Source organism: Nocardia sp. CA-151230 (assembly GCF_050942175.1).
GTDB lineage: Bacteria > Actinomycetota > Actinomycetes > Mycobacteriales > Mycobacteriaceae > Nocardia.
The window spans coordinates 3720513-3742737 of record NZ_CP192061.1 but is presented as its reverse complement, the minus strand read 5'-3'; the positions used below and the strand labels follow the sequence as shown (position 1 = coordinate 3742737).

Genomic DNA, 22225 nt, shown 5'->3' with positions numbered 1-22225 from the left:
ACGATGTTGTCGGTGACGAATTCTGGTGGGCCGGGCCGGTGCGGATTTGGTGATCAGGCGTGGTCGGGCGGGGTGGTGAGGTGGGCGTTGATGCGGCCGAGCAGGTCGAACAGCTGCGCGCGTTCGTCACGGCTGAGCGGAGCCATGATGTGCTCGTTGACGCCGTCGAGGACGTGGTCGAGTTCGGCCAGGCGGCGTTCGCCGTCGGCGGTGATGGTGATGACATTGCGTCGTTTGTCGGCTGGGTCGGGGGCGCGGCGGACCCAGCCGCGGTCTTCGAGATCGTTGAGGACCGACACGAGGTCGCTCTTGTAGATACGGGTGCGGCCGGACAGGGCCGCCTGGCTCGCGGGGCCGAACTCGGAGAGAGCCGCGAGCGCCACGAAATGGTCCTTGCGGGCGCCGACCGCGCGTAGGGCCTCGCCCGCGATGCGGTGTGTCTGGGCGGCCGTGAATCCGACGAGTCGCGAAAGCTGGCCCTTGAGTCGCTCAGGGGTCTGCTCGCCGTCGTCGAATCGCAGTTCGTCGCTGGTCTGCATGGAGACAGCCTATCCCGCTTGCGTTAGTGCCACTAACGATCTAAATTCGTTAGTGCTTCAAACGTTAGTGCTCCGAATGAATTGAGGAAGCTGTCATGACCAGCACCGAAACCCTGATCCGCGACCTCGCTGACCGCGCCGAACTCGCCGACCTGGTCGCCCGCCACAGCCTGTGGATCGACGAGGGCCGCTGCGACGAGACCGAGCGGCTCTTCACCGAAGACGTCACCGTCACCTCCCCGCGCGGGCAGGTCAGCGGCATCGAGGCACTCATCGGGCTCGTGCGCGCGGGCCACGGAACCTACGCACGGACCCTGCACAACAAGTGCAACCTCGTCATCGACCTCGACGGTGACAACGCCGCGGTGCGCGCTCATGACATTGCCGTGTTCGTCATCGACGACAAGACCGAGGCCATCGCGGCCGGGATCCACCGCTACCGGGCGCGCCGCACCGAGAACGGCTGGCGTTTCGACCGTCTCGAGATCAACGCGGTTGCCCTGACCGAAGCCCTCGACCGGGCCCTGTAGGTCATCTCGCGATGAGGCAGATCGGCCGGTCCCGCGCGCTTGGGGCCGGTCGTTCATCGTGGCCGTTTCAGCGACCGCAATCAGTGACCGATACCGTGTTCCGACCGACGAAGGGTGGGAATTGCCGGAGTTGCTGCTGCCGAAATCCGAAGGCCGCGTGGGCCGTAACTTCGCCAACAATCGTCTGGTGGTGGAGGGCATGCTGTATCTCGGCTACGTGCCGGGCTGCCGTGGCGGGATCTGCCCGAGCATTTCGGTCCCTGGCAGACGGGTGGAAACGCCATCGCCGCTACGGTGTCGACGGCACGTGGGACCGAGTGCTGACCGCGTTGGTCGCATTGGCCGACGCCACGGGCAGTCTGGATTGGGTCGTGTCGATCGACTCGACGATCGTGCGGGTGCATCAGCACGGCGCGAACCTCACCCGCTGCTCGGGGACACCGTCGAATTACACGACCCTTCACCATGCGTTCCGGTGGCCGGGCCAGGGCCGTGGGAACCGCGGCCCGGCCGTGTTCGCAATGGTTGGGGTGGTTCGTAATTCGCCGATAGAGCGCTGGTCGGAGCACGGTTTCCAGCGACTGCTGAGCATCGGTGAAAACCGGTTGCTGCGGCGCCGGGGACTGCGTAGTGGTGCTGGCGGTGTTGAGTGCGGCGGTGCGGGTGAGTCGGTAGCTGTCTGTTCCGGTTTCGATGATCTGCCCGCCGAATGGGAGGCGGTCGAGGATCGCGGCGCAGAGCCGTGGTTCGGGAAACGTGTTCGACCAGCCGGAGAACGCTTCGCTCGAGGCGATAGTGACAGAGTTCTCTACCCGTGTCGCGCCCTGCGTTGAGGACCGGGCCGACCCGCGGTTTCCGTGCCGGGGTCGGGTTCCGAATCGGTCGTGGCGGGCGATGTAATCGGGCCGTGGCGAGGCTCCCGCCGATCATCCGGGAGCGCACGATATTTCGACCGTGCTACGCACCACCGAGCGACATCGACGTCACCGTGCGTGTCGAGCAACCGTCGGGCGCGGCCTGCCCCGCCAGACGCTCGTCGACCCAACGCAGAGCCTCGGGAGTCCCCTTGAGGGCGAGACTGACGTGCTCGCTCGTTTGGTCCCGCGTATAGGTGATCCGTGCCCCCGATGCGCACCAATCCGCCACCGCCTGGTCGGTCTTCGAGACGATGAGGATCTCGTCGTTCACGGCGTGATAGACGAACAGCGGCGCGCTCGGCACGGTGCTGAAGTCCAATTCGCCCAACGACGGCTCTATCTGCTCGATCAGTTGCGAGAAGGGGATCGTCAGGTAGTCGTCCATGTTCACGAACGCGTGCCGAGCCACGTTCGGCGTCACGCATTTGCTGTCACCCGCGGCCATCAGAGCGCGCCCGGCGGGCGTCAGATACGTGTCGAAAGCCGCCGCCACCCGTGGATCGGCACGCATCATGCCCGGCAGGAGCGAGGGCAGGAAACCGGAGAACGGACCGGCATTCAGCGACTGCAGGTAGGGGCCGATGGGTGCTGTCCAACCACCGGGGGCAACGGCGACCAGTCGCAGTTCGGGAGCATAGGTCGGTTGGACCTGCGCGGCCCAAATGGTACTGATCGCCCCGCCGGAGTACCCCATCGCGGCAACCGGAGTATCGGTTCCGGACAGCCCGAGCGGCGCGAAAGCCTCGGCCGCGCGCACTCCGTCGAGCGCGGCGTAACCCGGCTGTTTCGGGGTGATCAGCACCCCCTTCGGGCCCTCCCAGTCGGGGATGGAAATCGCGTGACCGGAGGACAGCATCTGGTCGATCGGAATCAAATCCAGTGAGGCGTCGTATTTGTCCGGCGCTCCTTGCCGCAGCACGTACGAGGGAGCGCACTGGGGGGCCGAGGCGTCTTCGGCAGCCTGATAGCTGATCAAGCCTTTGACCTGCCCGGTTCGTGGGCGCAGCACCGTCGTCACGGTCGCCATGGGCTGGCCGTTGGTATCGGTCGTCCGATACAGCAACTGCCAGGCGTCGGCGTCCTGGGCCTGTGGCGTCATCGAGGCCACCTCGACGGGTCGCGAATTCAGGATCGTGCCCGGCGCTTTCGACTCCCAGCCCGACGGCGGGGTGTAGAACGGGTCGTTCTGCGGAGTCACCAGCGGATCCGCACTACCGACCGCCACGGAACTACCGGCAAAGCACGCCATCGCCGAAACCGCGATCAGAACCGAGCGCAATTGACTGCGCTTGACCACTGAACCCGTTGAACCACAGGCTGATACGACACTACCCATTACTCGAACTTCCCTCCCTGGAGGGGATCGACTCCCACGAATCCCCCTGAGCGCCGTCAGAATACATTCCTCGATCGGGATGGATGCCCGAATCGACGATCAAGATCACGCCGATCGATCGTCGTCCCATCGTGTCGGTCGCCGTTGCCAGATTCGCCGCGTGAGTGAACACCAGCGAGATGTGATGAGATCGATACGGCCACAGCGCGATTCCTCCGTTTCCACCGTCGGCCGAACGAATATTCCGAGCCGATCCTGAACCTGGTCGAGGGTCGCCAGCTGCTCGAGGCGATCCCGCGGCTCGTGGGCGCGAATTTCGGATCGTGGTCGCGCGCGGATATCGACCGGATTCTCGACGGGACAGGTTGGCCTGTCCACGAGGATCGGCACGGGATCAAGGCCGTCATGGAGACGGATTCCCACTGGTCGTATGTCAGTGCGTCGACGACACCCGGCTACATGGATGCCGAACGCTGGGGATTCGGTGAATTCCATGACCTGTCCATGACACAGTATGTCGCTCCGGCACAGTTGGATCGGGCCTACGCGGCGGCACTGGAGGCGTGCGTTCGGCTGCTCGGCGCACCGCCACTGGTAGGTGGACCCGACGCGTTCGCGACGTGGTGTCGACCGGATATCACCCTCAGATTGACGCGTTCGATCAGATATTCCTACCTGCGTCTCGGCATCGAGCCCCACCGAGCCTTCGGCTGGCTTCGAGCATTGGAACCGGGGCCCGGCCGTGTTCGCAATGGTTGGGGTGGTTCGTAATTCGCCGATAGAGCGCTGGCCAGAGCACGGTTTCCAGCGACTCTGGCAACCGGTGGGACTTCTCGGCCCCTCGGAACCGCCGACAGCATGACTGGGACTCGGCTGGAGTTCGGTGCCCGTCGGCAGCCCTGAATCCACTGCGCCGCAGAGCATTGCGCGTCACAAACCGCGCTGTGCAGCATGAGCGCACAGTAAAGCAATGCCCTCGGCCCGATGCAGCTACAACGCTGCAACCGCTCCTGTGCAGGGCTTGAGGGAATGTCCGATTGCCGGTGGGTCTGACTGTCGGCGTTCGAGATCGGTGTTCAGCAGTCGTTGGGCGACGTTCATGCACCTGCTTGCCTCCGACTTTTCCCACCTGGCATTCGCGTTCGCCTGCGTGGACGACGGCGACGCCGTTTCCGATGCCATCGGCTACATATTCGACGCGGCACTGCTGGCATTGCGGCCACTGCAACCGCTGCGCCTGCCGGACCGCTTCGCCGACCGCGCGTTCGAGCTGCGGGCACTCGACCATCGGCTCCACATCGGGACCACTTGGGCAACTGTGCATTTCGATATTGTGCCGGTGACGATCTTCGGAGCCGGCGCGGGGACAACGCGTGCGGCGGCCGCGAGAAGCAGTCGCCAGCGCGGCCGATGACACCTGGCCCGGGAATTCAGGGCACGTTCACAACCATCGAGCAACGCCGCCGTGCTTGGAACAGGTTCCCGACCGGGTACGGCTGAAGCTGTAGGTGCCGTCGGTGCACTGCGCGGTAGCACCCGCCGGAGGCGCTGCGGCTTGTTCGGGCCGGTGCACGCAAACCCCGTCAGTGTTGATGTAGAAGTCGCCCCCACACGTGCCGGTCGCGCCCGGTGCGACCGGTGACACCGGGCTGTCGACCGTGGGTGGCGCGGCCGCCAGGGGTGCGACCGTCGATCCGGGGATGCCAGTAAGGGGTTGCGGCGAGACCTGCGCTGAGGGGAAGGACGGGACGGCGCGGGTCGTCGATGCCGCTGCGGCGGTACCCGCAATCGGGGCAACGACACCGGTGGATTTGTGGCCGCTGGAACCGAGTGCGCCGATCATGGTCGACACGACGGTCAGCAATGCCACGAGACCGATGACCCACCTCCATGGATGTGGTTTCGCCGCGGGATTCCGGGGCACCCGGTTCCGTTGTGGCTGTGGATGGTTCGGCTGACGTCCTGGAGACGTGGGTGGGGGTGTTTTGGGCATGGGTGATCGCCTGCGTATTACGGGTGGGAGTGGAAGTCCTCCTGGGCCAAGAATTTGGCCAATGGGGAGAACATTCACCAGATCGACGGGTGTCAGCCGGTCGTTACAACAGAGCACGGACGGAGTCAATGGTCGGCGCGACCCATCGATCGCTGTACCCGGGCCGGACTCCGAATCGACTGTCCGGCACATGATTACGTGGGCGAGCCTTTCCCGAGAGAATCTCACCATGCCGGTCCGCTGGGCGAGGTCGATGTCACGAACGAGTGACCAGCCAGATGGCGTGATCGACCTCCCACGGGGTGATTCGACGGGAGCCCGTCCGGCTCAGTTGCTCGGCAATCCTGCCGAGCAATACCGTGCGGCGTGTGGGGTGAGGTCGGCGCCGTGCACCTGCAGCCAGCGCATCACCATCCGATCCGGTTTGATCACGTCCTCGTTGCCGACGAGCATCCACCGATACCCGCGGCGCACACCCGCTGCTCCCTCACCTTCCTCAAAGCACTGTCCACCTCGGTGCAGGTGCCGCGTGTGGCTGAGTAGGGTCTGCGCCTCGGACAGAGCCGTGACGCGCTCTCGGTGCAATACCGTCGCGTACCGCAAGCCGCATCGGCCTTCAGGATCCCACTGCGCGACGACGTCAACTGCCGATTGCGGACCACACCTGCGAGATGATCACCGTCGCCGTAGCGGACAACCTGGCCCCGCTTGCGGCGTCCTCGGTACCGTCCGGATCAGTTCGCCACGTCGCAGTGATCGCGTCGACGAGCCTCGTGTCTTTCGAGCCAAATGCAGCCTTCAGCGTCGCGAGGTCAGCCAAATACACCTGCATTACGGAGCCCATGCCCAGGGACGATGCTCACCAGCGCCGACCACCGTCTTCGAAGCAGCACTAGCATCGCGCTGCCATCGGCAGTTGGAGACGTTCTGCGCCGCAACAGGTTCCGGACGCAGGCTGTACTGTGCCGGCCGGTTCGCTCAGCGCGGTATGCGGCAATTGAGTGGGTTTGTACACTCGCCGGCGCGGCCGTGCCCGCAGTGGTACCGAACGCGCCCGGCACCTGCCTACGGGAAAGCCCGTCGCTGCTCTTGTGCGAGGCGGCGAAGCCATCATGCGCGCCGCCCCGCCGACGCGGCTTTCGCCCGGGCCCCTACCGGTTGCGGGGTGCGGCGGCGGTCAGCCAGCTCGGCGGTGCGGTCGGCACCGGAACATTGCCACTGATCGCGATCGGGCTGGTGCACGCCTCGGCTGTGCAGAAGACGGTGAACTGTCGTACCTGGACACCGAACTGGGCCTGCCTCGGTCGGCATCTCGGCATCTCGGCTGCGATCGATCGCGCCGAAATCGGCGGTTCAGCGCGTTCGGCCAGGCAGGATACCCGCGGCCCGTTGCCGAGGGGCCGCGCTGGCCGGTTCGGTCAGCGCAGTATGTGGCTATGAGCGGGCACACGAACGGGCCGCGCCTGGTCTCGGGCCGTTGACCTTCGGCGGGGTGCGATGGTCGGTTCGACCAGTCAGGGTGTGGTCGCGGTTCAATCGGATGGAAGTGGTGTTTGGGCGTAGGCTGCCGTGAGGTTTGCTCTAGGGGAGGCGTGATGGAGTCTGGGCAGACCTCGATCCATCAGGATCAGGTGGGGGCGACGGTTGTCCGGTATGCGGCGGGGCCGCGGACGGTGGTGTGGATAACCCGTGACGAGCTACTTCTGAGGTGGCGCGGGCTCGAGGTGTGGCTGGTCGCAGCTGGCGTGACGGCGGTGATTATGGCCCTCCGTGCCGTCACGTATCTGATCTGGCAAGCGGGTTCACCTGGCCGATACCTCACTTGGACAAGACCTTTCGCTGTCGTAGTAACAGCCGCTGCGATCTATGCGGGGGTGCTGGCATGTCTGGCGGCGTTCTCCCTGAGAGAAGGTCGGCGTGGCTCTCGCCGAGTGTGGCAATTCGCGAATCCCGGTGCAGTACTACAGCTTCGGTACCTGGCCGACGGTTTGGAGCTGATGACCGCGACCGAATTCGTGGCCTACCCGTATGCCATGATCCAGCGAATTCGAGTCCAGGAGCACACCGTGGCACTGTCTGGCGAAATCGGCCTACGGGTGCTCCCGCGGGAGCTCCTTCCCCCAGAAGCAATCGCCTTCATGGAGCGTTCCATAGCAGCCCACCCGCAAGCCTGCTCGTCCGCTGACACGGAGTCCGCGTAACCGCGGTGGACGCCAGCGGTGGCCGATGCGATGCGCTCACGCTCATCGGCATGATGGTGCGTTCGCCGTACACGCCCAAGCAGCCCGGACACGCTCGCTGGTGACGTCAGAATTTGCCGATGCCAACAGCTCTCGGCTTCGTTGATCAGCGCTAGAGTTCACCGATAGCCGACGGCAGGATTCACCGGCGTAGCCAGCTGCCGGCTCATCCGGCCGGAGCCCCACCGCGTCGAGGATCTCGATCACCGTCTCGCGCGAGGGCCGCGGCTGCCCATGGTCGCCAGTATCGCAGGGGCTGGGGCACATCCACCACATCCGCCTCGCCCGCAGTCCGCGCCGACAACCCGGACCCGGCGCGCATCATCTGCCGTGCCTAGTTGCCGTGGCGGCGACCAGTTCCTGTCCGTGCGCCACCGAGGGAAGAACCAGGGGAACGCTCAACCGATCGTCTGACCGACCACCAGACCTGGACCCAGGACTCGCACTACGGCATCCGCGATCGCCGGGCACGGATAGCCGCCGTCGCCGAGCTTGTAGCCGACCGACACGAACGCCTGCACCGGATGCACCGGGCCGTTGTCCGGATCAGCGAGCGTATTGGCGGACAGCGGCCGGTATTGCGGGCGGGCAAGCGCGAAGCAGGTCAACTGGATTCGGCTGTCCTCGCTCCAGAAGTGGTTCAGCACTTCGGGATTGCCGAACTCGAGCTGGTCGAAGACAACGGCGATGTCCTCTCGCCCGTACGGTGCGGCGGAAAGTGCGGGCGCGATATCCGCCGGGTCGGTCCCGGTAGCCAGCACCCGGGCCCCCTCCAGAGCCTGCCCCCACGGCGGCAGCTGTTTCTCGTCCCACTCGGTGCGTTCGGTGGTGTCGGTGGCCCGCTCGCCGCCCACGGTCAGAGAACCGTCGCGGATGCTCCATCGGATGTCGCCGAGAATCCCGACATAGGGCAGTTCGGCGTTGGCGGACAGGTTTCCGGCGACCAGCGTCCAGGGCGCGCACGCCACCTGATAGCGAATCATGCTCGCCGCCAACTCGGCGAAGTCCGCCGCCTCCGGCAGCTGTGCCTCGTACGGGGCGAGGAATTGGTCCGTCCAGATACCCATTCACGAGACCATGCCAGGCCTGGCTACATCGGTGAACCCTGACGTCGTTCATCGGTGAATCTCGACGGCGGTCCGAGCGAGCTGGATGCCGAAACGGCGAAAACTGACGTCATGATCGGGCTGGACAGCCATCCGTGGCCGTTTCGAACCACGCGATATGCGGCAGATGAGTGCGTTGGCGGGCGAGCCGCGAGCAGCAACGGTGAAATCGGTGGCGCGATTCCAGGACTGCTGTCGAGGATGTTGTGATGGCGAGCGTGTTTGAGGGTCATGCTGCTGCTTCGCGCGCGGATCGAGTAGAGGTCCGTACCGCTGCCGGAGCGGTGCGGGGCCGTTGGTACGGCGCGGTCGCGATCTTTCGGGGGATCCCGTATGCCGAGGCCCCCATCGGGCCTCGACGCTTCGGCGCACCGGTCCCGGTGCGCGGATGGGACGGTGTCCGGGACACGCTGCAGTTCGGTCCCTGTGTTCCGCAGCCCGGCCATACCGGTGCGGTGATGTCGTCGCTGACCGGCAGCACCGACGACGGCTCGCAGGATTGCCTGACCCTCAACGTCTGGACGCCGGACCCCGGTGCTGCGGGGCTGGCGGTGATGGTATGGATCCAGGGCGGCACGTACCTGGAAAACCACACCCGCAACCCGCATTACGACGCTGCCCTGCTCGCAGGGACAGGTGTGGTGGTCGTCAGCATGAACTACCGCGTCGGCGCCGACGGCTTCGCCCGCATCGCCGGCGCCCCCGACAACCGTGGCATCCTCGACCAGATCGCAGCACTGCACTGGGTCCAGGACAGCATCGCGGCCTTCGGCGGCGACCCGGCCAATGTCACCGTCTTCGGCCAGTCCGCCGGCGGCGCGTGTATCGCCGCACTGCTGGTCATGCCGTCAGCGACCGGACTGTTCCGGCGGGCGATCAGCCAGAGCATGCCCGGCACCTACTTCTGTCCGCCCCTGGCCACCGCGATAGCCGACACCATCGCCGGCCACCTCGGAGTCCGAGCCACCATCGACGACCTCACCCGCGTGACACCACAGGCCCTGACCGACGCGACCGCCGCAGTGATCGCGCAAATGCCGCAGTTCGCCGATACCTGGGGCCCGATGGCCCTCACGCCCACACCGTTCTCCCCCGTCATCGACGGAGAGATCCTGCCCTGCACACCCTGGCATGGGCTCGCCGGCGGTGCCGCACGCGGAATCGACCTGCTCGTCGGCCACACCCGCGACGAATTCCGGCTCTACACGACACGACCCGGCAGCGAACCGACCACACCGCAGATCGCCGCCGCGTTCGAGCATCTCGCGCCACCGGACGGCGAACGGCGCTACCGTGCCACCTACCCCGAGGCGACACCCACCCAACGGTTCGAGCTGCTCAACAGTGACTGGCTGTTCCGGATGCCGAGCCTGCACCTGGCCGACGCCGCGCACGCCGGTGGCGGACGGGTCTGGTTCTACGAACTGGACTGGAGTTTCAACTCCAGACAAGGCGCCTCGCACTGCCTGGACTTCCTGCTCGTCTTCGGCACCCTCAGCCCCGCCGAAGTCGCCGCACACCCTCACGCCCACCCCAACGCCGCGAACGAAATCAGCCACGTCGCCGACACGATGCGCACCGACTGGACCACATTCGCGACCAGCGGCGACCCCGGCTGGGCACCCTACGACTCACGCACCCGCACCACCCGCGTCTACGACATCCGGGCGACCGAGCGGCCATACCCGCAGGAGCCCTCACGTCGTATCTGGGCCGAGCACCATTTCCACGCCCTCGAGCTGCAGGCCCGAAAACACCTCCACGTCGCCAACAGCCGAAAAGCCCACCGATCTCACAGAGGTGATCCTCCGAAAGGCTCGCCCTGACCACTTCGAACCGCGCGACCAGCGGCAGTTCAGTGCATTCGCGGCAGGTGCACAGGCCATATCGAACCGCAGCGCGGTCGCGGCAGAATTGGATGATCGAGCGCGCTGGAACCATTGCCGTTCGTGACTTGTCCGCAGCCACGAAACGTGGCGCTGAACTCCCAAATCGACAGCAGCACAGGAGATCCGGCGAAACCGGATAGGTTGACGGTGTGATTACCGCGTTGATTGCCGTCGCCGGGACGTTGTTGGGATCCATTGTTACCCACTACTTTCAGCGGGCCTCAGCTCACAGGGCGATCCGGCAGAGCTTCTCGGAGAGGCTGCGGCAGGATCGACTGAGTGCATACAACGCGTTCGCTGCTGCAGCGATCGAGTATCGCCATCATCAAATCGAGAGATGGCATCGGCTGAGGCAAGATCCCGGCGCGGAGCTGAATTCGAGGTCGGAGGCCTTTTCCCAGAAGGCGGCCCTGAAGACCGAGTTCCTCCGTGTCAAGCTGCTGTCCGACGATAGCCGCCTGCATCGACTGGCAGATGAAGCGATCGAAGCGATTCGAGGGATACAGCGAACCGGTGTGGCCGCGTGCGATGCGGAGGAACATGAACAGCGCTATCTAGCGGCTACGGCGGCGATCGACGCGTTTGTCCAGTACGCGGCCAACGATGTCCAGACCCTCCCCGCTGTGAACGCCAAGGCCGTCGGTTCTGCCAGCCAGTGATGTCGCAGTAGCGATGTCCTTGGGGCGCGAACGGTCTCGCCGCCGTCCGCGCTGCGCTGGCCGGTTCGGTCAGCGAGGGAAGCGGCAATAGCGGACGTTCCACCGGCCTCGGATCGGCACGGCCAGTTGATCTTCCGATGCCCTACGCTGGCCGGTTCGGTCAGCGCAGTATGCGGCGCCAATTACAGGATGTCGCATTGGTCGGTCACGGGTCGATCTATGTGGTGGCGTTCCGGAGGATCGAGTTCAGTTCTTGGCGTATAGCGGTTGGCGTGTTCGGCTGGACTTGCTGTTGCACAACGGTGCCCAGCAGCCAGGACAGCAGCATCCGCGCGGATGCCGCGGAATCCTCGACAGGGAGTTGGGCGGTGATCTCGCTCAGCAGCGTGTGCATGTCGCCAAGGGTTGCACCGACCGTTTCGGTCGAACGATGGCGGCCGGTGTCGATCCAGTACTCGAACCACAGGAACGCGGCGTTGGGCTGCTCGGCGAACGTCGTCAAGTAGGCGTTGACCACCGCCCACGCCTTCTCGGCCGGATCGGTTTCTGCGTCAGCGGCCTGACGCAGAGCCTTCACCATCGCGGTCACGTGTTCACCCATGGCGAGATCCACGAGCTGGTGGATGTCGTCGAAGTAGTAGTGCACCGCACTCTTGGTGAGCGGGCTCGCCTGCGCGACCGAGCGCGCTGTACACGCGGCCAAACCATCGCGTGCGAGAACCTGTTTGGCCGCATCGACGATCTGCTCGCGCTTGCCGCGCCGGTTGGCCTCGATCACTGGTCTCGTCGCTGTCACAGCACCAATCTACCCACCCCGTTGCCAAGTTGGGACACCCGACCTAAAGTCAGGACACATGTCCCAAGTTTTCGTTTTCCATGACGTCCGCACCACCGACCTCGATGCGTCACGCCGCTTCTATTCCGAGCTGTTCGGCTGGCCGATCACCGAATCCCCCGCAGGCCCGATGTTCGGCACCAGCGACGGACTCTGGGGTGGATTCACCCCGCTCGCCGACGACGATTCGCGTCGCCCTCAATGGATTCCGTACGTGCCGGTGCCCGACGTGGATGCCGCGGCCCAGCAGGCGGTCGCGCTCGGCGCGCGAATCGTCAAGCCCCGCATCGACCTGCCGCCAGGGTCGGTGGTCGTGATCGACGAACCCGGCGGCGCGACGTTGGCGCTGTGGCAGGCCGCGCAGCAGTAGCAGCCGTGCACCGGTCCTGCGCGCTGCCGTCATCGGCTGCGATCACCGGCCATGCCCGCCACATCGACCTGGGCGCCTCGGTTAGGTTTCGAGGTTGAGGGGATCCACCTGAGCCTTCAAAAGCGTTATGCCACTTGCCGAATGCACTCGCAGTTCAAAGGAAGGTAGGGCAGAACTTGACTTCGACCAGGTACGACGGAGACAGCTGGGATCTGGCATCCAGTGTCGGCGCCACCGCCACCATGGCCGCGGTGGCCCGGGCGATAGCAACCCGCACACATCGGCAGCTCATCGACGACCCGTTCGCCGAACCGCTCGTGCGGGCGGTCGGCGTCGAGCTTGCCACCCAGTTGGCGACCGGCGAGGTGGCCCCCGACGGCCTCGTCGATCAGATCTGGATCGACGTGGCCACGATACGGACCACGTTCTACGACGAGTTCTTCCGCGACGCGGCGAACGCGGGCATCGCCCAGGTCGTGATCCTGGCCTCGGGGCTGGATTCCCGCGCCTACCGGCTGGCCTGGCCGGCCGGGACCGTGGTGTACGAGGTCGACCAGCCGCAGGTCATCGAATTCAAGACCCGCACACTGGCCGAGTTGGGCGCTGCCCCCACCGCCGACCGTCGAGTGGCCGCGGTCGATCTGCGTGAGGATTGGCCCACCGTGCTGCACACCGCCGGATTCGACCCGACCCGCCCGAGCGCATGGAGCGCCGAAGGACTGCTGGGCTACCTGCCACCCGAGGCGCAGGACCGCCTGCTGGACACCATGACCAACCTCAGCGCACCCGGAAGCCGGGTGGCCACCGAGAGCAGGTCCAACCCGCAACCGGGCCAGGAGGACACGACGAAGGAACGCCTGCACGGGATCTCCGACCGCCGGCGCACGCACGGGTTCGATCCCGACATGGCCAGGCTGCGATATTTCGGTGAACGCAACGAAGCCGCTGCCTACCTGACCGACCGCGGCTGGGCACTGAACGAAATCAGCGTCCGAGACCTGCTCACCGCCAACAACCTTCCACCCCTGAAGAACGACGACATCGCCATGGTCGACCTGCTCTACGTCAGCGGCACCCTCGACAAGACCACGAAGTAGCGGCTACCCGCCACGTCGCAGGTTTCGACATGGGTACAAGACCATGGGTTCGCCGGTACACGCTCATCGGCATGAGCGCGTACTGCTGATGTCGGGCCGCGCTGAATCTGTTGACCGCCATCGCTTCTCGAAATCGAAATCGCCTGACCGGGGTCGGGTGGTTCTGAGAGGGTCGCCGTATGAAGATCGGTGTTGCGCTTCCGCAGATGGCTCCCGGGTACGGACCGGGCACGACGCTCGACTGGGCTCGGCGAATCGACGCGGGTCCGTTTTCGAGTGTCTCGGTGGGCGAGCGGGTGACGTTTTCGAATCCGGAGATGGTCGCGACGCTGGGTGCTTGCGCGGCGGTGACGGAGCGGGTGCGGGTTCTGGCGAACCTCTGGGTGCTTCCACAGCACCCGGCGGCGATGGTCGCACAGCAGATCGGGACTCTCGACCAGCTCGCGAACGGACGTCTCGAGGTGGCCGTGGGCGTCGGCGGTCGCGAGCACGACTACCGTGCTCTCGGCGCTGATTTCAAGGAACGGCACCAGCAGCTCGACGACAAGGTGGCCGAGTTGAAGTCACTGCTCGCCGGTGAGCCGCCGTTCGAGGGCGCGGACCCGGTCGGGCCGGCGTGCGTGGCGCCGGGCGGGCCGATCATTCTCGCCGGTGCGATGGGGCCCAAGGCGATGCGTCGGGCGGCGCGGTGGGCGGATGGCATCTCCGGCTTCAGTATTCGAGGCGATGCCGAGGAGATCGCCAAGGTGGGCGAGCTCGCCGACCGGTGCTGGGCCGAGGCCGGTCGTGCGACGACCCCGCGCAAGGTCAGTGGCTGCTTCACCGCCCTGGGTGTCGCCGATGCCTCGCAGGCGTTGCACGCCTTCACCGCTCGCTACCTCGGCTTCCTCGGACCCAGGCTGGCCGAGATGATCGCCGCCTCGACGCGGGCGTCGAGTCCCGAGGTGCTCGCCGACATTCTCGACGGCGCGGAGCGGGCCGGGTGCGACGAGTTCATCCTGGTCCCGGCCGTCACCGACCTGAAATTCCTCGAGGTGGCGGCCGAGGTGGTGACCGCACGGCCTTGACGCTCGAGGAATGGAACCTGTTCTATTCCATGCATGACGCTGCGCGTGATCCAGTGGGCCACCGGTGGGCTTGGCCAGGCCGCGATCGGCCAGATCCAGCTGCACCCGGATCTCGAGCTCGTCGGGTGCTGGGTGCATTCGCAGGCCAAGGTCGGCCGGGACGCCGGTGAGCTCGCCGGGATCGGCCCGATCGGTGTCACCGCCACCAACCGCATCGACGAGATCCTCGCGATGGACGCCGACTGCGTCCTCTACTCGCCGCTGATGCCGAATCCTGAAGAGGTGGCGGCGATTCTGCGTTCGGGCAAGAACGTCGTCACGCCGCTGGGCTGGTTCTGGCCGACCGCGGAGGAGAAGGAGAGGATGACGGCCCCGGCCCGCGAAGGCGGCGTGACGCTGCACGGGACCGGGATCGACCCGGGCGGTGCCACCGAGCAGCAGCCGCTGTTCTTCACGGGCCTGTCCAGCGCAATCACGTTCGTCCGCGGTGAGGAGTACTCCGACATCCGCACCTACGACGCCCCCGACGTCGTACGCCACCTCATGGGTTTCGGTCAGTCGCCCGAGCAGGCGATGGACGGTCCGATGCTGGCATTGCTGGACAACGGGTTCGACCAGTCGGTGCGGATGTGCCTGGACGCGCTCGGCTTCGCCGACGCCGAGATCCGCAGCAGCCGCGCGGTGGCGGTCGCGACCGCGCCGATCGACTCGCCGATCGGCGTGATCCAGCCCGGCCAGGTCGCCGCCCAGCGCTTCGCCTGGGAGGCATTCATCGGCGACACCAAGGTCGTCAGGGTCGCGGTCAACTGGCTGATGGGCGATGAGAACCTCGACCCGCCTTGGAAATACGGCGACGGCGGCGTCCGGTTCGAGGTCGAGGTGAAGGGCGATCCCGACTGCTTCGTGACGATCCATGGATGGCACCCGACCAGCGTGGCGGCCGGCCTGCAGCGCAACCCCGGCATCGTCGTGACCGCGGCGCACTGCGTGAACTCGATCCCCTACGTCTGTGCTGCCGAACCCGGCCTGCTGACCTTCGTCGACATGCCCGTGGTCACCGGTCGGGCGCACCCGGACCTGGCGCGCTGATCGCACCGGGCGTCTCGCGCCGACTGGATCTCGCTGTGCCCGTTGCTCTTCTGATGCCCGGTGCCTGAGGTCCGCTGTCAACGCTGCAACGGATCGAAAGCGTGTTCCATCATCAGTTCCGACGCCTGATGAGCGACAAGGAGTGGTCGAATTGGCTGATGGACACCTGGACCCGGCAGCGGACGAAGACGCGTACGACGTCAATTTGGAGGAACCCGTCATCGACTCCGCTGTGCCGACCACTTGGCAGGAATTCGCCGAGGACGCCCGGACAGGGCAGTCGGCCATGGTCATGGAGGGGTTCGGGAGCGTCACTGTCCGGGGGCGGCCCGCTTCACCGGGTGGACATTGTCACTCGTCGTGGATCGTCACGCCGCCCGCATCGAGCGGACGAGGGATAACGGTGTTGGTCAAAGTCGATACGGCTCCAGCCGCACGCCACACGAAGGACCTCGAAGCATGAGCATGACGCAGACATCGACCGCTCTCGGGGGAATCACTGTCGCAACACTTCTCACCGCATGCGAGACCGCCGACGACGGTCGCGCCCAGATCCCCACGTACGTATGCAATGAGGCCATCGTCGTGCAGCCGCTGGGTTACAGAATGGGGACACCGTCGTCATCACCGGCCGAGGCGACTGCCAACCCGCAGAAGGCACTGCCGGACAGGACAATACGATGAGAGGTCCCTGGCAGATCACCCAACGCAACCCGACACCCATCACTTACAGCTGCGGAAAGCAACCTCCAGCGCCCCGTGGCCTCGACGGCAAGCCCATCGAGTTCCTCACCATCTCCGGCAACATCGCAAATGCTCCTGCCTACGTCAACGGCTACGACTGCATCCCGTAAGCGATCACACTCCGACCGGTTCGTCAGTACGATCAGCGGCATGACACGTCGTTTGCTGCTGGCCTGAAGTGTGTGCCGCAGGGGCGGTCTGGTGTCGGTAGTGCGCGTTCCATGACAGGGTGGGCCGCATGACCGACGAGTTCGCCGCCGTGACGAAGATTCATATCCACGAGGACGAGTGGGGCATGCGCTGCCTTCACCCTCTGGCGGCCGCCACCGAAGTGGCGGGCGACTTGCGTGCGAGCGAGGTCGCGAGCGGTGCCAACCGCGCGCCGGACGGCATCGGCTGGACCGATGTGCACGAGATCGCGGCGCCCGAGCACGACTACGCGGAGGCAGGGCTGACGTTCGCACAGGTCGATGCGGTACTGGCACCGATCATGCCGCGGGTCCGGCGGTTCGTCGCGACGGCGTCGGCAGGGTTCGACGAGAGCAGACGGGACCCGATGGGCATCTACGAGGATGACGCCTACTGCTACGGCGTGAACGCGTCCTGTTTCATCAAGTTGAACGGCGATGAGCCTCTGGTCGAGAGTATTTGGTTTCGGGCCGACACCAAAGACCCCGCGCGTCTGGAACTGCTCCGGCGGGCGATCATTGCCGTTGACCTACTCGCTCCGTCGGTCATCGCTGACTACTGGCTCGATTGCACCGGCCCCGTCGCGGACGGTGAATTCCTCCACCGGTACATGCGGATGCTCGCGCAGGAAGCCGAGGACTAGGCCGGCCGCGATGGCCTCGCCGGACTGCTGGCCATGCCCACCACGCAGTGAGCGCATCCTGAACTCGGCATTATGGTGCGTTCGGGCGGCCCCGGATCGGCACGGCCAGTTGATCTTTGCCTGTCCCACGCTGGCCGGTTCGATCAGCGCGGTAGGCGGCAGTAGCGGATATCGCTGCCCAGACAGGGAGGCTTGCAGCAGGAAAGACGTTGAGGGGCAGGGGCAATCTCCACGACGAGATCGGCGAGTTGCTGGCCCTGGACGTGTCGTGCGGGAGCGCACGTTGTGGACGATGTTGTACGAGACCGCGGCGCGGGCCGAGGAGATCCTGACTCTCGACGTCGAGGACCTCGACACCGTCAACCGTGCGCGACCGTGGTCCGCAAGGGCGGTGCCCGCGATGTCGTCTCTTGGCAGACCAGCATCGCGCGGCTGTTGCCGCGCCTGATCGCCGGCCGCAGGCGCGGTCCGTTGTTCCTCACCGACCGCAAGGCGAAACCGTCGGTGGCGCAGGCCGATGTCGACCCGACCACTCAACGCGCCCGGCTGTCGTATCGGCGAGCGGCGACGTTGTTCGAGCAGCACACGGCATCGATGAAGCGCGACCCTTTCACGCTTCACCAACTGAGGCACAGCAAGCTCACCCACGCCGTCGAGACCGGCGCTTCGACACCGATGCTGATGGCACTGTCCGGGCACGCCTCGGTGCGCAGCCTGGCCAAGTACATCAAGGTGTCGGCAGAGGCGATGGGACGGTGGCAGGCCGACACCGGCCCGGCGTCACGCCGCCGCGGCCGATGATCGGTTACGGCGCTGCGGCGGTCTCGGTGTCGAGTGTCGAAGAACTCTCAAGGATGGCGTCCTCCTCGCAGCTGGGCCAGCTGTAGCCTCCGGCGTTTTTCGAGGTGGTCGATTCATGCGGGCGTGCGTTGTACCAGTTCCCGGATGAAGGCGGCAACGTCTGCCGGTTTTTCCTCTGCCATGAAGTGGCCGGCATCGATCGGCTGGTAGGTGGCGGCCGGGGCCCATTGCCGCCACAGGGCAGACGCGTCGAATCCCAGCCGCGACCCCCAGTCCTGCGAGATCACAGCCACGGGCATCGCCAACTGGACGCCTGCCTCGCGGTCGGCTCGATCCATCTCGAGGTCGACACCGGCGGTGGCCCGGTAATCGGCGACGATGGATGACACAGCGCGCGAGGAACTGTCGATGTAGTGCCGGCGCACGTGTGGTGGGAATGTGGTTCCGCTGGGGTCCCAGGCGTCGAGGAACGAGCCGAAGAAGTCTTCGGCAACCGCTTCGATCATCCGCTCGGGCAAGCCCTTCGGTTGCGCCATCAGGTACAGGTGCCAGGCGACCGCCGCATCGACGCCGTGCAGCACGTCCCAGGTATCCATGGTCGGCAGGACATCCAGGATCCCCAAGTGGGTGAGCTTCCCCGGGTGGTCGAGCGCGGCCCGGACCCCGACCAGTGCGCCGCGGTCATGACCGATCAAGCCGAACTGTTCGTAGCCGATTTCGCGCACGACGTTGACGATGTCGAGCGCCATGGTCCGCTTCGAGTAGGTGTCCGGGGTCGTTTCTTCGGGTTTGTCGCTCGCGCCGTAGCCACGCAGGTCGGGCACGATAACCGTGTACCGCTGGGCGAGTTCACCGGCGACGTGCCGCCACATGAGGTGAGTTTGCGGAAAGCCGTGCAACAGGACGACGGGGTGACCGTCACCGCCGACGGCGACGTTCAGACGGACGCCGCCCGTCCCGGGAAGCTGTCGGTAGTCGAAGCCGTCGATCGTCGTAGCCGTCATCGGCACACCCTTCGTGAGTTGGTGGACAAATGTGCAATCAGGAGAAAATGGCCCGCAGTGGAGGTTTCGGGCTCGCGCTTGCTCGAAGAGCCGGAATCAGGATGGTGTCGACCAGCTGCGCCAGGTATTCGGCTCCGGTGGGAAGCCCGTTCAGCCGGCGCAGAAGCAGCACCGACCCGGTGATCTCCTCGTAGGGGAATGCTCGCGCGCCAACCGGCAGCTCGCCCCGGTCGATGGCCGCGGACATCACCGACGCCGGCAGCTTGGCCCCGGTCGGCCCGGTCGCTTCTTCGATGTGGCGGCACAAATCGGGGTCCTGCAGGCCCGCGTGCAGCAGCATCAGGCTCATCGTGGGGTCGGCCGAGCTCATGGTGGTGTCGAGCCGTTCGCACAGGGCGATCAAGTCACCCCGCAAGGTGCCGGTGTCCACCGCACCAGCGGGGGTGCCGGAGGTGGGGCCTGCCTTGACGGCGGCGATCACCATGTCGCGCTTGGTCTCCCAGCGCCGGTACAACGTCGCCTTCGACGCCCGAGCGCGGCGTGCGACCGCCTCGAACGTCAACGCGTCGTAACCCACCTCGCCCAGCAGTTCCAACACGCACGCGAGAATCTCGACCTCACGCACTCGATCGCGAGGCCGTCCGGTACGCATTCCCGTAGTCGGATCCACGGCATGCACATTACGAAACGGCACGTTTCGTACCGTATCAAGGCATCGGCCCGACGTCCACCGGGGATGCAGCCAGTCCCTATCACGCCGAAAACCAACACAACCGGCTTGACCAGCAGAGATGCGGACGCGCAGGCTGAGTGCACGCGGGCTCGCGACGTCGTGGTCGGGCAAACCTATGTGGTGCTGATTCCGCACCGGATATCGCAGAGACGCCATCCCGACCGTGATCAACCCGGCACGCCGGCGTCGGCGTGGTGGCCGATGAGCGGTACTCGGTTCCGGCTCACCGTCACCGCGGTGGACTCGACCGGCACTGCGGCCATGGTGGAAGGGGCGACTGGTCACCGAAGGCCCGAGCATCGAGGTCGTGGCCCGCGGGCGGGTTACCGCGCTGGGCCTGCTCGATGGCCACTATCGCGTGCGCGGGCGGTTGCTGGGCGACCAGGACCGATCCGTGGGTACACCCGAGGTCGAACCCCTGCGTGTCCCGGTTCGCTGGCTGCGGCCCGTCGGCGGAATCGACGATCGCACACACGTTGCGGCCCAGGAGAACTGAGACCCGGGCCAGGGCCCTGCCAATGAAGCAGGACCCTGCGCGGTCGTGACGCGGTGCCGCTTCGGGCCGCGTGGCCGAATCGTCTGCTTCGCCGGTGTCGGCGGGGCGTACGCTACAGGCAGGGTTCAAACAACAGCCTGGTCACTCGCGGTGGTGGAGGGCGCTCACCGCGGACGGCGTTTCAGCCCTCGCGCCCCCGAAACCAGGTGATGGTGATGAATCACCTCCCTCGTGCTGGCCTGCTGACCATCACAGCCTTGTCCCTGGCCGATCACACCCATGTGTGCATCGTCGGCGGGGAGATCGACACCCTGACCGCCCCCACGTTCCAGCAAGCGCTCTTCGACAGCCTCGATATCGGCGAATCGACGGTCGTCGATCTGAGAGAGGTCACCTTCTTCGGCGTGGCCGGAGTCCGGGCCCTGCTCGCGGCCCAGGATCACGCGGACCGGCACCACTGCGCGCTGCGCATCGACGGGTCCTACTGCGTCACACGGGTATTGGAAGCAACCGGACTGGCAGGCCACTTCGAGATCTGCGTTTCCCGCTCGGCCGAACCGGCCGCCTGATAACGATCGATCCGCCGCCCGCCGCCTGAACGTGACGCAGGCCGGGCCGGCGGGGTCGTGACGTGACAGTGCCGTCAGGACAGCCCTGACGGCACTGCACCATGTGTACGGATCGCGGCCATCTGAGCCGCGCATGGCAGGCCAGCGAATCCTAGGGGGTGGTTGTTTCGCCGACCTGCGACAAGAGTAAGCCTGGTCGCGCCGTGGCGACCGGAATGGGTCATCAATCGGAACCTTGCTCGCTCACGGCAGGCCCGACCTAGTGTCCAGCGCCGGGAATTCGTTATTTAAATCGCGGTTGTGGGCTGGCGTGTCGGTAGGTCTGCTCGGGATGGACCGTTCATGCTGGTGGTCGTGCGTGGGCGTCCGAAGCAACGGTTGGTGTTGACCGATGAGGAGCGGCAGGTGCTGACCGGGTGGACCCGACGGCGCAAGTCGGCGCAGGCGCTGGCGCAGCGGGCACGGATCGTGCTGGCGTGTGCGGAGGAGGGCGGGCTGCGGTCGAACACTGATGTTGCTGCGCAGGAACGTGTTTCGCTGCCGACGGTCGGCAAGTGGCGTCAGCGGTTTCTGGAGAAGCGGCTGGACGGGCTGGGCGACGAGCCGCGGCCGGGTGGTCCGCGCACGATCACCGACGAGCAGGTCGAGCAGCTACTGGTCGCGACGCTGGAGCGGTCCCCACGAAGTGCCACGCACTGGTCGAGGGCGTCGATGGCTGCCGAGACCGGTTTGTCGAGGTCGTCGGTCGGCCGGATCTGGAAGGCGTTCCGGTTGCAGCCGCACCGGGCCGACGAGTTCAAGATTTCCAACGATCCGTTCTTCGTGGACAAGGTACGTGACGTGGTCGGGCTGTATCTGGATCCTCCGGAGAAGGCGATCGTGTTGTGTGTGGACGAGAAGTCCCGTGCGCCACGAGGCGCTGATGGTAGCCGTGTGGGAGGTGGTGCCCGCCGCCGGTCGTCGTAGCGGCCGGTTGAAGCTGGAGGCAGGTCGAGCCCTGGGTTGAGGGTAAGGCCGGGAGCAGCCTCGACAATGTAGGGGCGAGCCGGAACTGCCAGACGGTTCGTGCCCGCTAGCGAGGACAGGAAAGGTGCAGGGAAACCGAACCAGTGGCAGAAGCCCCGTCAGTCGTCGGCGATCCGGTAAACCTGGTGGATGGATCGCGTTGCGGTGCTGGACAGTTCGTGGCTTTTGAGCTGTCCGCTCTTGTCGCCCGTGTGATTTGGGTGACCGGAGGCCCGGGCCAAGACTGCGATGCGCGGTCCGTGGCGATGCCGCCGGGGTATAGCTGGGCGCCGACCCCTGTCGGAACGGACATCAGTGAACGTGGGAAGCGGTCCGGTGCCGCCCGAGCCTTCCGGCGGCCGGTCGGGTGGCGG

The 22225-nt window shown here is 66.0% G+C and carries 24 protein-coding genes and 2 pseudogenes; 16 read left to right on the top strand and 10 right to left on the bottom strand.

The window, feature by feature from the left end:
• Positions 1 to 53: 53 nt before the first annotated feature.
• Positions 54 to 539, bottom strand: coding sequence for a MarR family winged helix-turn-helix transcriptional regulator (locus ACQP1O_RS17470; RefSeq protein ID WP_433566813.1), 486 nt, complete (start codon positions 537 to 539; stop codon positions 54 to 56).
• Between the two features lie 95 nt (positions 540 to 634).
• Here ACQP1O_RS17470 and ACQP1O_RS17465 point away from each other — a divergent pair, with 95 nt between their 5' ends.
• Positions 635 to 1069, top strand: coding sequence for a nuclear transport factor 2 family protein (locus ACQP1O_RS17465; protein ID WP_433566812.1), 435 nt, complete (start codon positions 635 to 637; stop codon positions 1067 to 1069).
• A 638-nt stretch (positions 1070 to 1707) separates the two neighbouring features.
• Here ACQP1O_RS17465 and ACQP1O_RS17460 read toward each other — a convergent pair.
• Together ACQP1O_RS17460 and ACQP1O_RS17455 are read right to left on the bottom strand one after the other, a co-directional pair.
• Positions 1708 to 1875, bottom strand: a pseudogene (locus ACQP1O_RS17460) (ATP-binding protein); the annotation flags it as partial.
• Between the two features lie 151 nt (positions 1876 to 2026).
• Positions 2027 to 3085 carry a lipase family protein gene (locus ACQP1O_RS17455; protein ID WP_433566811.1) on the bottom strand — a complete coding sequence of 353 codons (1059 nt, stop codon included), beginning with the start codon at positions 3083 to 3085 and terminating at the stop codon, positions 2027 to 2029.
• A 540-nt stretch (positions 3086 to 3625) separates the two neighbouring features.
• Here ACQP1O_RS17455 and ACQP1O_RS17450 point away from each other — a divergent pair.
• Both ACQP1O_RS17450 and ACQP1O_RS17445 read left to right on the top strand, forming a co-directional pair.
• Positions 3626 to 4093, top strand: a complete 468-nt coding sequence (locus ACQP1O_RS17450; protein ID WP_433566810.1) for a DUF6301 family protein — start codon at positions 3626 to 3628, stop codon at positions 4091 to 4093.
• Between the two features lie 328 nt (positions 4094 to 4421).
• A complete protein-coding gene (locus tag ACQP1O_RS17445; RefSeq protein ID WP_433566809.1) occupies positions 4422 to 4736 on the top strand; it encodes a hypothetical protein in 315 nt (104 codons plus the stop codon).
• Positions 4737 to 4763: 27 nt separating this feature from the next.
• Here the strand turns inward: ACQP1O_RS17445 and ACQP1O_RS17440 are convergent, their stop codons facing one another.
• From ACQP1O_RS17440 to ACQP1O_RS17425, 4 genes are all read right to left on the bottom strand, one after another.
• Positions 4764 to 5192, bottom strand: a complete 429-nt coding sequence (locus ACQP1O_RS17440) for a DUF3761 domain-containing protein (RefSeq protein WP_433566808.1) — start codon at positions 5190 to 5192, stop codon at positions 4764 to 4766.
• A gap of 450 nt (positions 5193 to 5642) precedes the next feature.
• Complete coding sequence (locus ACQP1O_RS17435; protein WP_433566807.1) at positions 5643 to 5789, bottom strand: hypothetical protein; 147 nt, start codon at positions 5787 to 5789, stop codon at positions 5643 to 5645.
• Between the two features lie 166 nt (positions 5790 to 5955).
• Positions 5956 to 6159, bottom strand: a complete 204-nt coding sequence (locus tag ACQP1O_RS17430) for a hypothetical protein (RefSeq protein WP_433566806.1) — start codon at positions 6157 to 6159, stop codon at positions 5956 to 5958.
• Between the two features lie 1794 nt (positions 6160 to 7953).
• On the bottom strand, positions 7954 to 8622 hold the full coding sequence (locus ACQP1O_RS17425; protein WP_433566805.1) for a hypothetical protein: 669 nt from the start codon (positions 8620 to 8622) through the stop codon (positions 7954 to 7956).
• Between the two features lie 54 nt (positions 8623 to 8676).
• Between ACQP1O_RS17425 and ACQP1O_RS17420 the strand changes: the two genes are divergently transcribed.
• From ACQP1O_RS17420 to ACQP1O_RS17410, 3 genes are all read left to right on the top strand, one after another.
• Positions 8677 to 8871 carry a hypothetical protein gene (locus tag ACQP1O_RS17420; protein WP_433566804.1) on the top strand — a complete coding sequence of 65 codons (195 nt, stop codon included), beginning with the start codon at positions 8677 to 8679 and terminating at the stop codon, positions 8869 to 8871.
• The gene (locus ACQP1O_RS17415; protein WP_433566803.1) at positions 8871 to 10487 is read left to right on the top strand and encodes a carboxylesterase/lipase family protein; all 1617 of its coding nucleotides are present in this window, start codon (positions 8871 to 8873) and stop codon (positions 10485 to 10487) included. Before ACQP1O_RS17420 ends, ACQP1O_RS17415 begins: the two co-directional genes overlap by 1 nt.
• Positions 10488 to 10699: 212 nt before the next feature.
• On the top strand, positions 10700 to 11209 hold the full coding sequence (locus tag ACQP1O_RS17410) for a hypothetical protein (protein WP_433566802.1): 510 nt from the start codon (positions 10700 to 10702) through the stop codon (positions 11207 to 11209).
• A 217-nt stretch (positions 11210 to 11426) separates the two neighbouring features.
• Here the strand turns inward: ACQP1O_RS17410 and ACQP1O_RS17405 are convergent, their stop codons facing one another.
• The gene (locus ACQP1O_RS17405) at positions 11427 to 11987 is read right to left on the bottom strand and encodes a TetR/AcrR family transcriptional regulator (protein ID WP_433566801.1); all 561 of its coding nucleotides are present in this window, start codon (positions 11985 to 11987) and stop codon (positions 11427 to 11429) included.
• A gap of 76 nt (positions 11988 to 12063) precedes the next feature.
• Here ACQP1O_RS17405 and ACQP1O_RS17400 point away from each other — a divergent pair, with 76 nt between their 5' ends.
• The 7 genes from ACQP1O_RS17400 (at position 12064) to ACQP1O_RS17370 (ending at position 18044) form a co-directional block, all read left to right on the top strand.
• Positions 12064 to 12414, top strand: coding sequence for a VOC family protein (locus tag ACQP1O_RS17400; protein WP_433566800.1), 351 nt, complete (start codon positions 12064 to 12066; stop codon positions 12412 to 12414).
• Between the two features lie 176 nt (positions 12415 to 12590).
• Positions 12591 to 13511 carry an SAM-dependent methyltransferase gene (locus ACQP1O_RS17395; RefSeq protein ID WP_433566799.1) on the top strand — a complete coding sequence of 307 codons (921 nt, stop codon included), beginning with the start codon at positions 12591 to 12593 and terminating at the stop codon, positions 13509 to 13511.
• A 179-nt stretch (positions 13512 to 13690) separates the two neighbouring features.
• The gene (locus ACQP1O_RS17390) at positions 13691 to 14578 is read left to right on the top strand and encodes an LLM class flavin-dependent oxidoreductase (protein ID WP_433566798.1); all 888 of its coding nucleotides are present in this window, start codon (positions 13691 to 13693) and stop codon (positions 14576 to 14578) included.
• A 33-nt stretch (positions 14579 to 14611) separates the two neighbouring features.
• Positions 14612 to 15667, top strand: coding sequence for an NAD(P)H-dependent amine dehydrogenase family protein (locus ACQP1O_RS17385; protein ID WP_433566797.1), 1056 nt, complete (start codon positions 14612 to 14614; stop codon positions 15665 to 15667).
• 680 nt (positions 15668 to 16347) lie between these two features.
• The gene (locus tag ACQP1O_RS17380) at positions 16348 to 16521 is read left to right on the top strand and encodes a hypothetical protein (protein ID WP_433566796.1); all 174 of its coding nucleotides are present in this window, start codon (positions 16348 to 16350) and stop codon (positions 16519 to 16521) included.
• A gap of 128 nt (positions 16522 to 16649) precedes the next feature.
• Positions 16650 to 17243: a hypothetical protein gene (locus tag ACQP1O_RS17375; RefSeq protein ID WP_433566795.1), complete on the top strand. Its 594-nt coding sequence runs from the start codon at positions 16650 to 16652 to the stop codon at positions 17241 to 17243.
• 375 nt (positions 17244 to 17618) lie between these two features.
• Positions 17619 to 18044, top strand: a complete 426-nt coding sequence (locus ACQP1O_RS17370; protein WP_433566794.1) for a tyrosine-type recombinase/integrase — start codon at positions 17619 to 17621, stop codon at positions 18042 to 18044.
• A gap of 113 nt (positions 18045 to 18157) precedes the next feature.
• Here the strand turns inward: ACQP1O_RS17370 and ACQP1O_RS17365 are convergent, their stop codons facing one another.
• The gene (locus tag ACQP1O_RS17365) at positions 18158 to 19048 is read right to left on the bottom strand and encodes an alpha/beta fold hydrolase (protein ID WP_433566793.1); all 891 of its coding nucleotides are present in this window, start codon (positions 19046 to 19048) and stop codon (positions 18158 to 18160) included.
• A gap of 37 nt (positions 19049 to 19085) precedes the next feature.
• Entirely contained in the window at positions 19086 to 19646 is a 561-nt protein-coding gene (locus ACQP1O_RS17360; protein WP_433567714.1) for a TetR/AcrR family transcriptional regulator, read from the bottom strand.
• Positions 19647 to 20088: 442 nt separating this feature from the next.
• Here ACQP1O_RS17360 and ACQP1O_RS17355 point away from each other — a divergent pair, with 442 nt between their 5' ends.
• The 3 genes and pseudogenes from ACQP1O_RS17355 to ACQP1O_RS17345 all read left to right on the top strand — a co-directional run.
• Positions 20089 to 20277 carry a hypothetical protein gene (locus tag ACQP1O_RS17355; RefSeq protein WP_433566792.1) on the top strand — a complete coding sequence of 63 codons (189 nt, stop codon included), beginning with the start codon at positions 20089 to 20091 and terminating at the stop codon, positions 20275 to 20277.
• A gap of 215 nt (positions 20278 to 20492) precedes the next feature.
• Positions 20493 to 20846: an STAS domain-containing protein gene (locus ACQP1O_RS17350; protein ID WP_433566791.1), complete on the top strand. Its 354-nt coding sequence runs from the start codon at positions 20493 to 20495 to the stop codon at positions 20844 to 20846.
• A 342-nt stretch (positions 20847 to 21188) separates the two neighbouring features.
• A pseudogene (locus tag ACQP1O_RS17345) lies at positions 21189 to 21752 on the top strand (IS630 family transposase); the annotation flags it as partial.
• Positions 21753 to 22225: the final 473 nt, after the last annotated feature.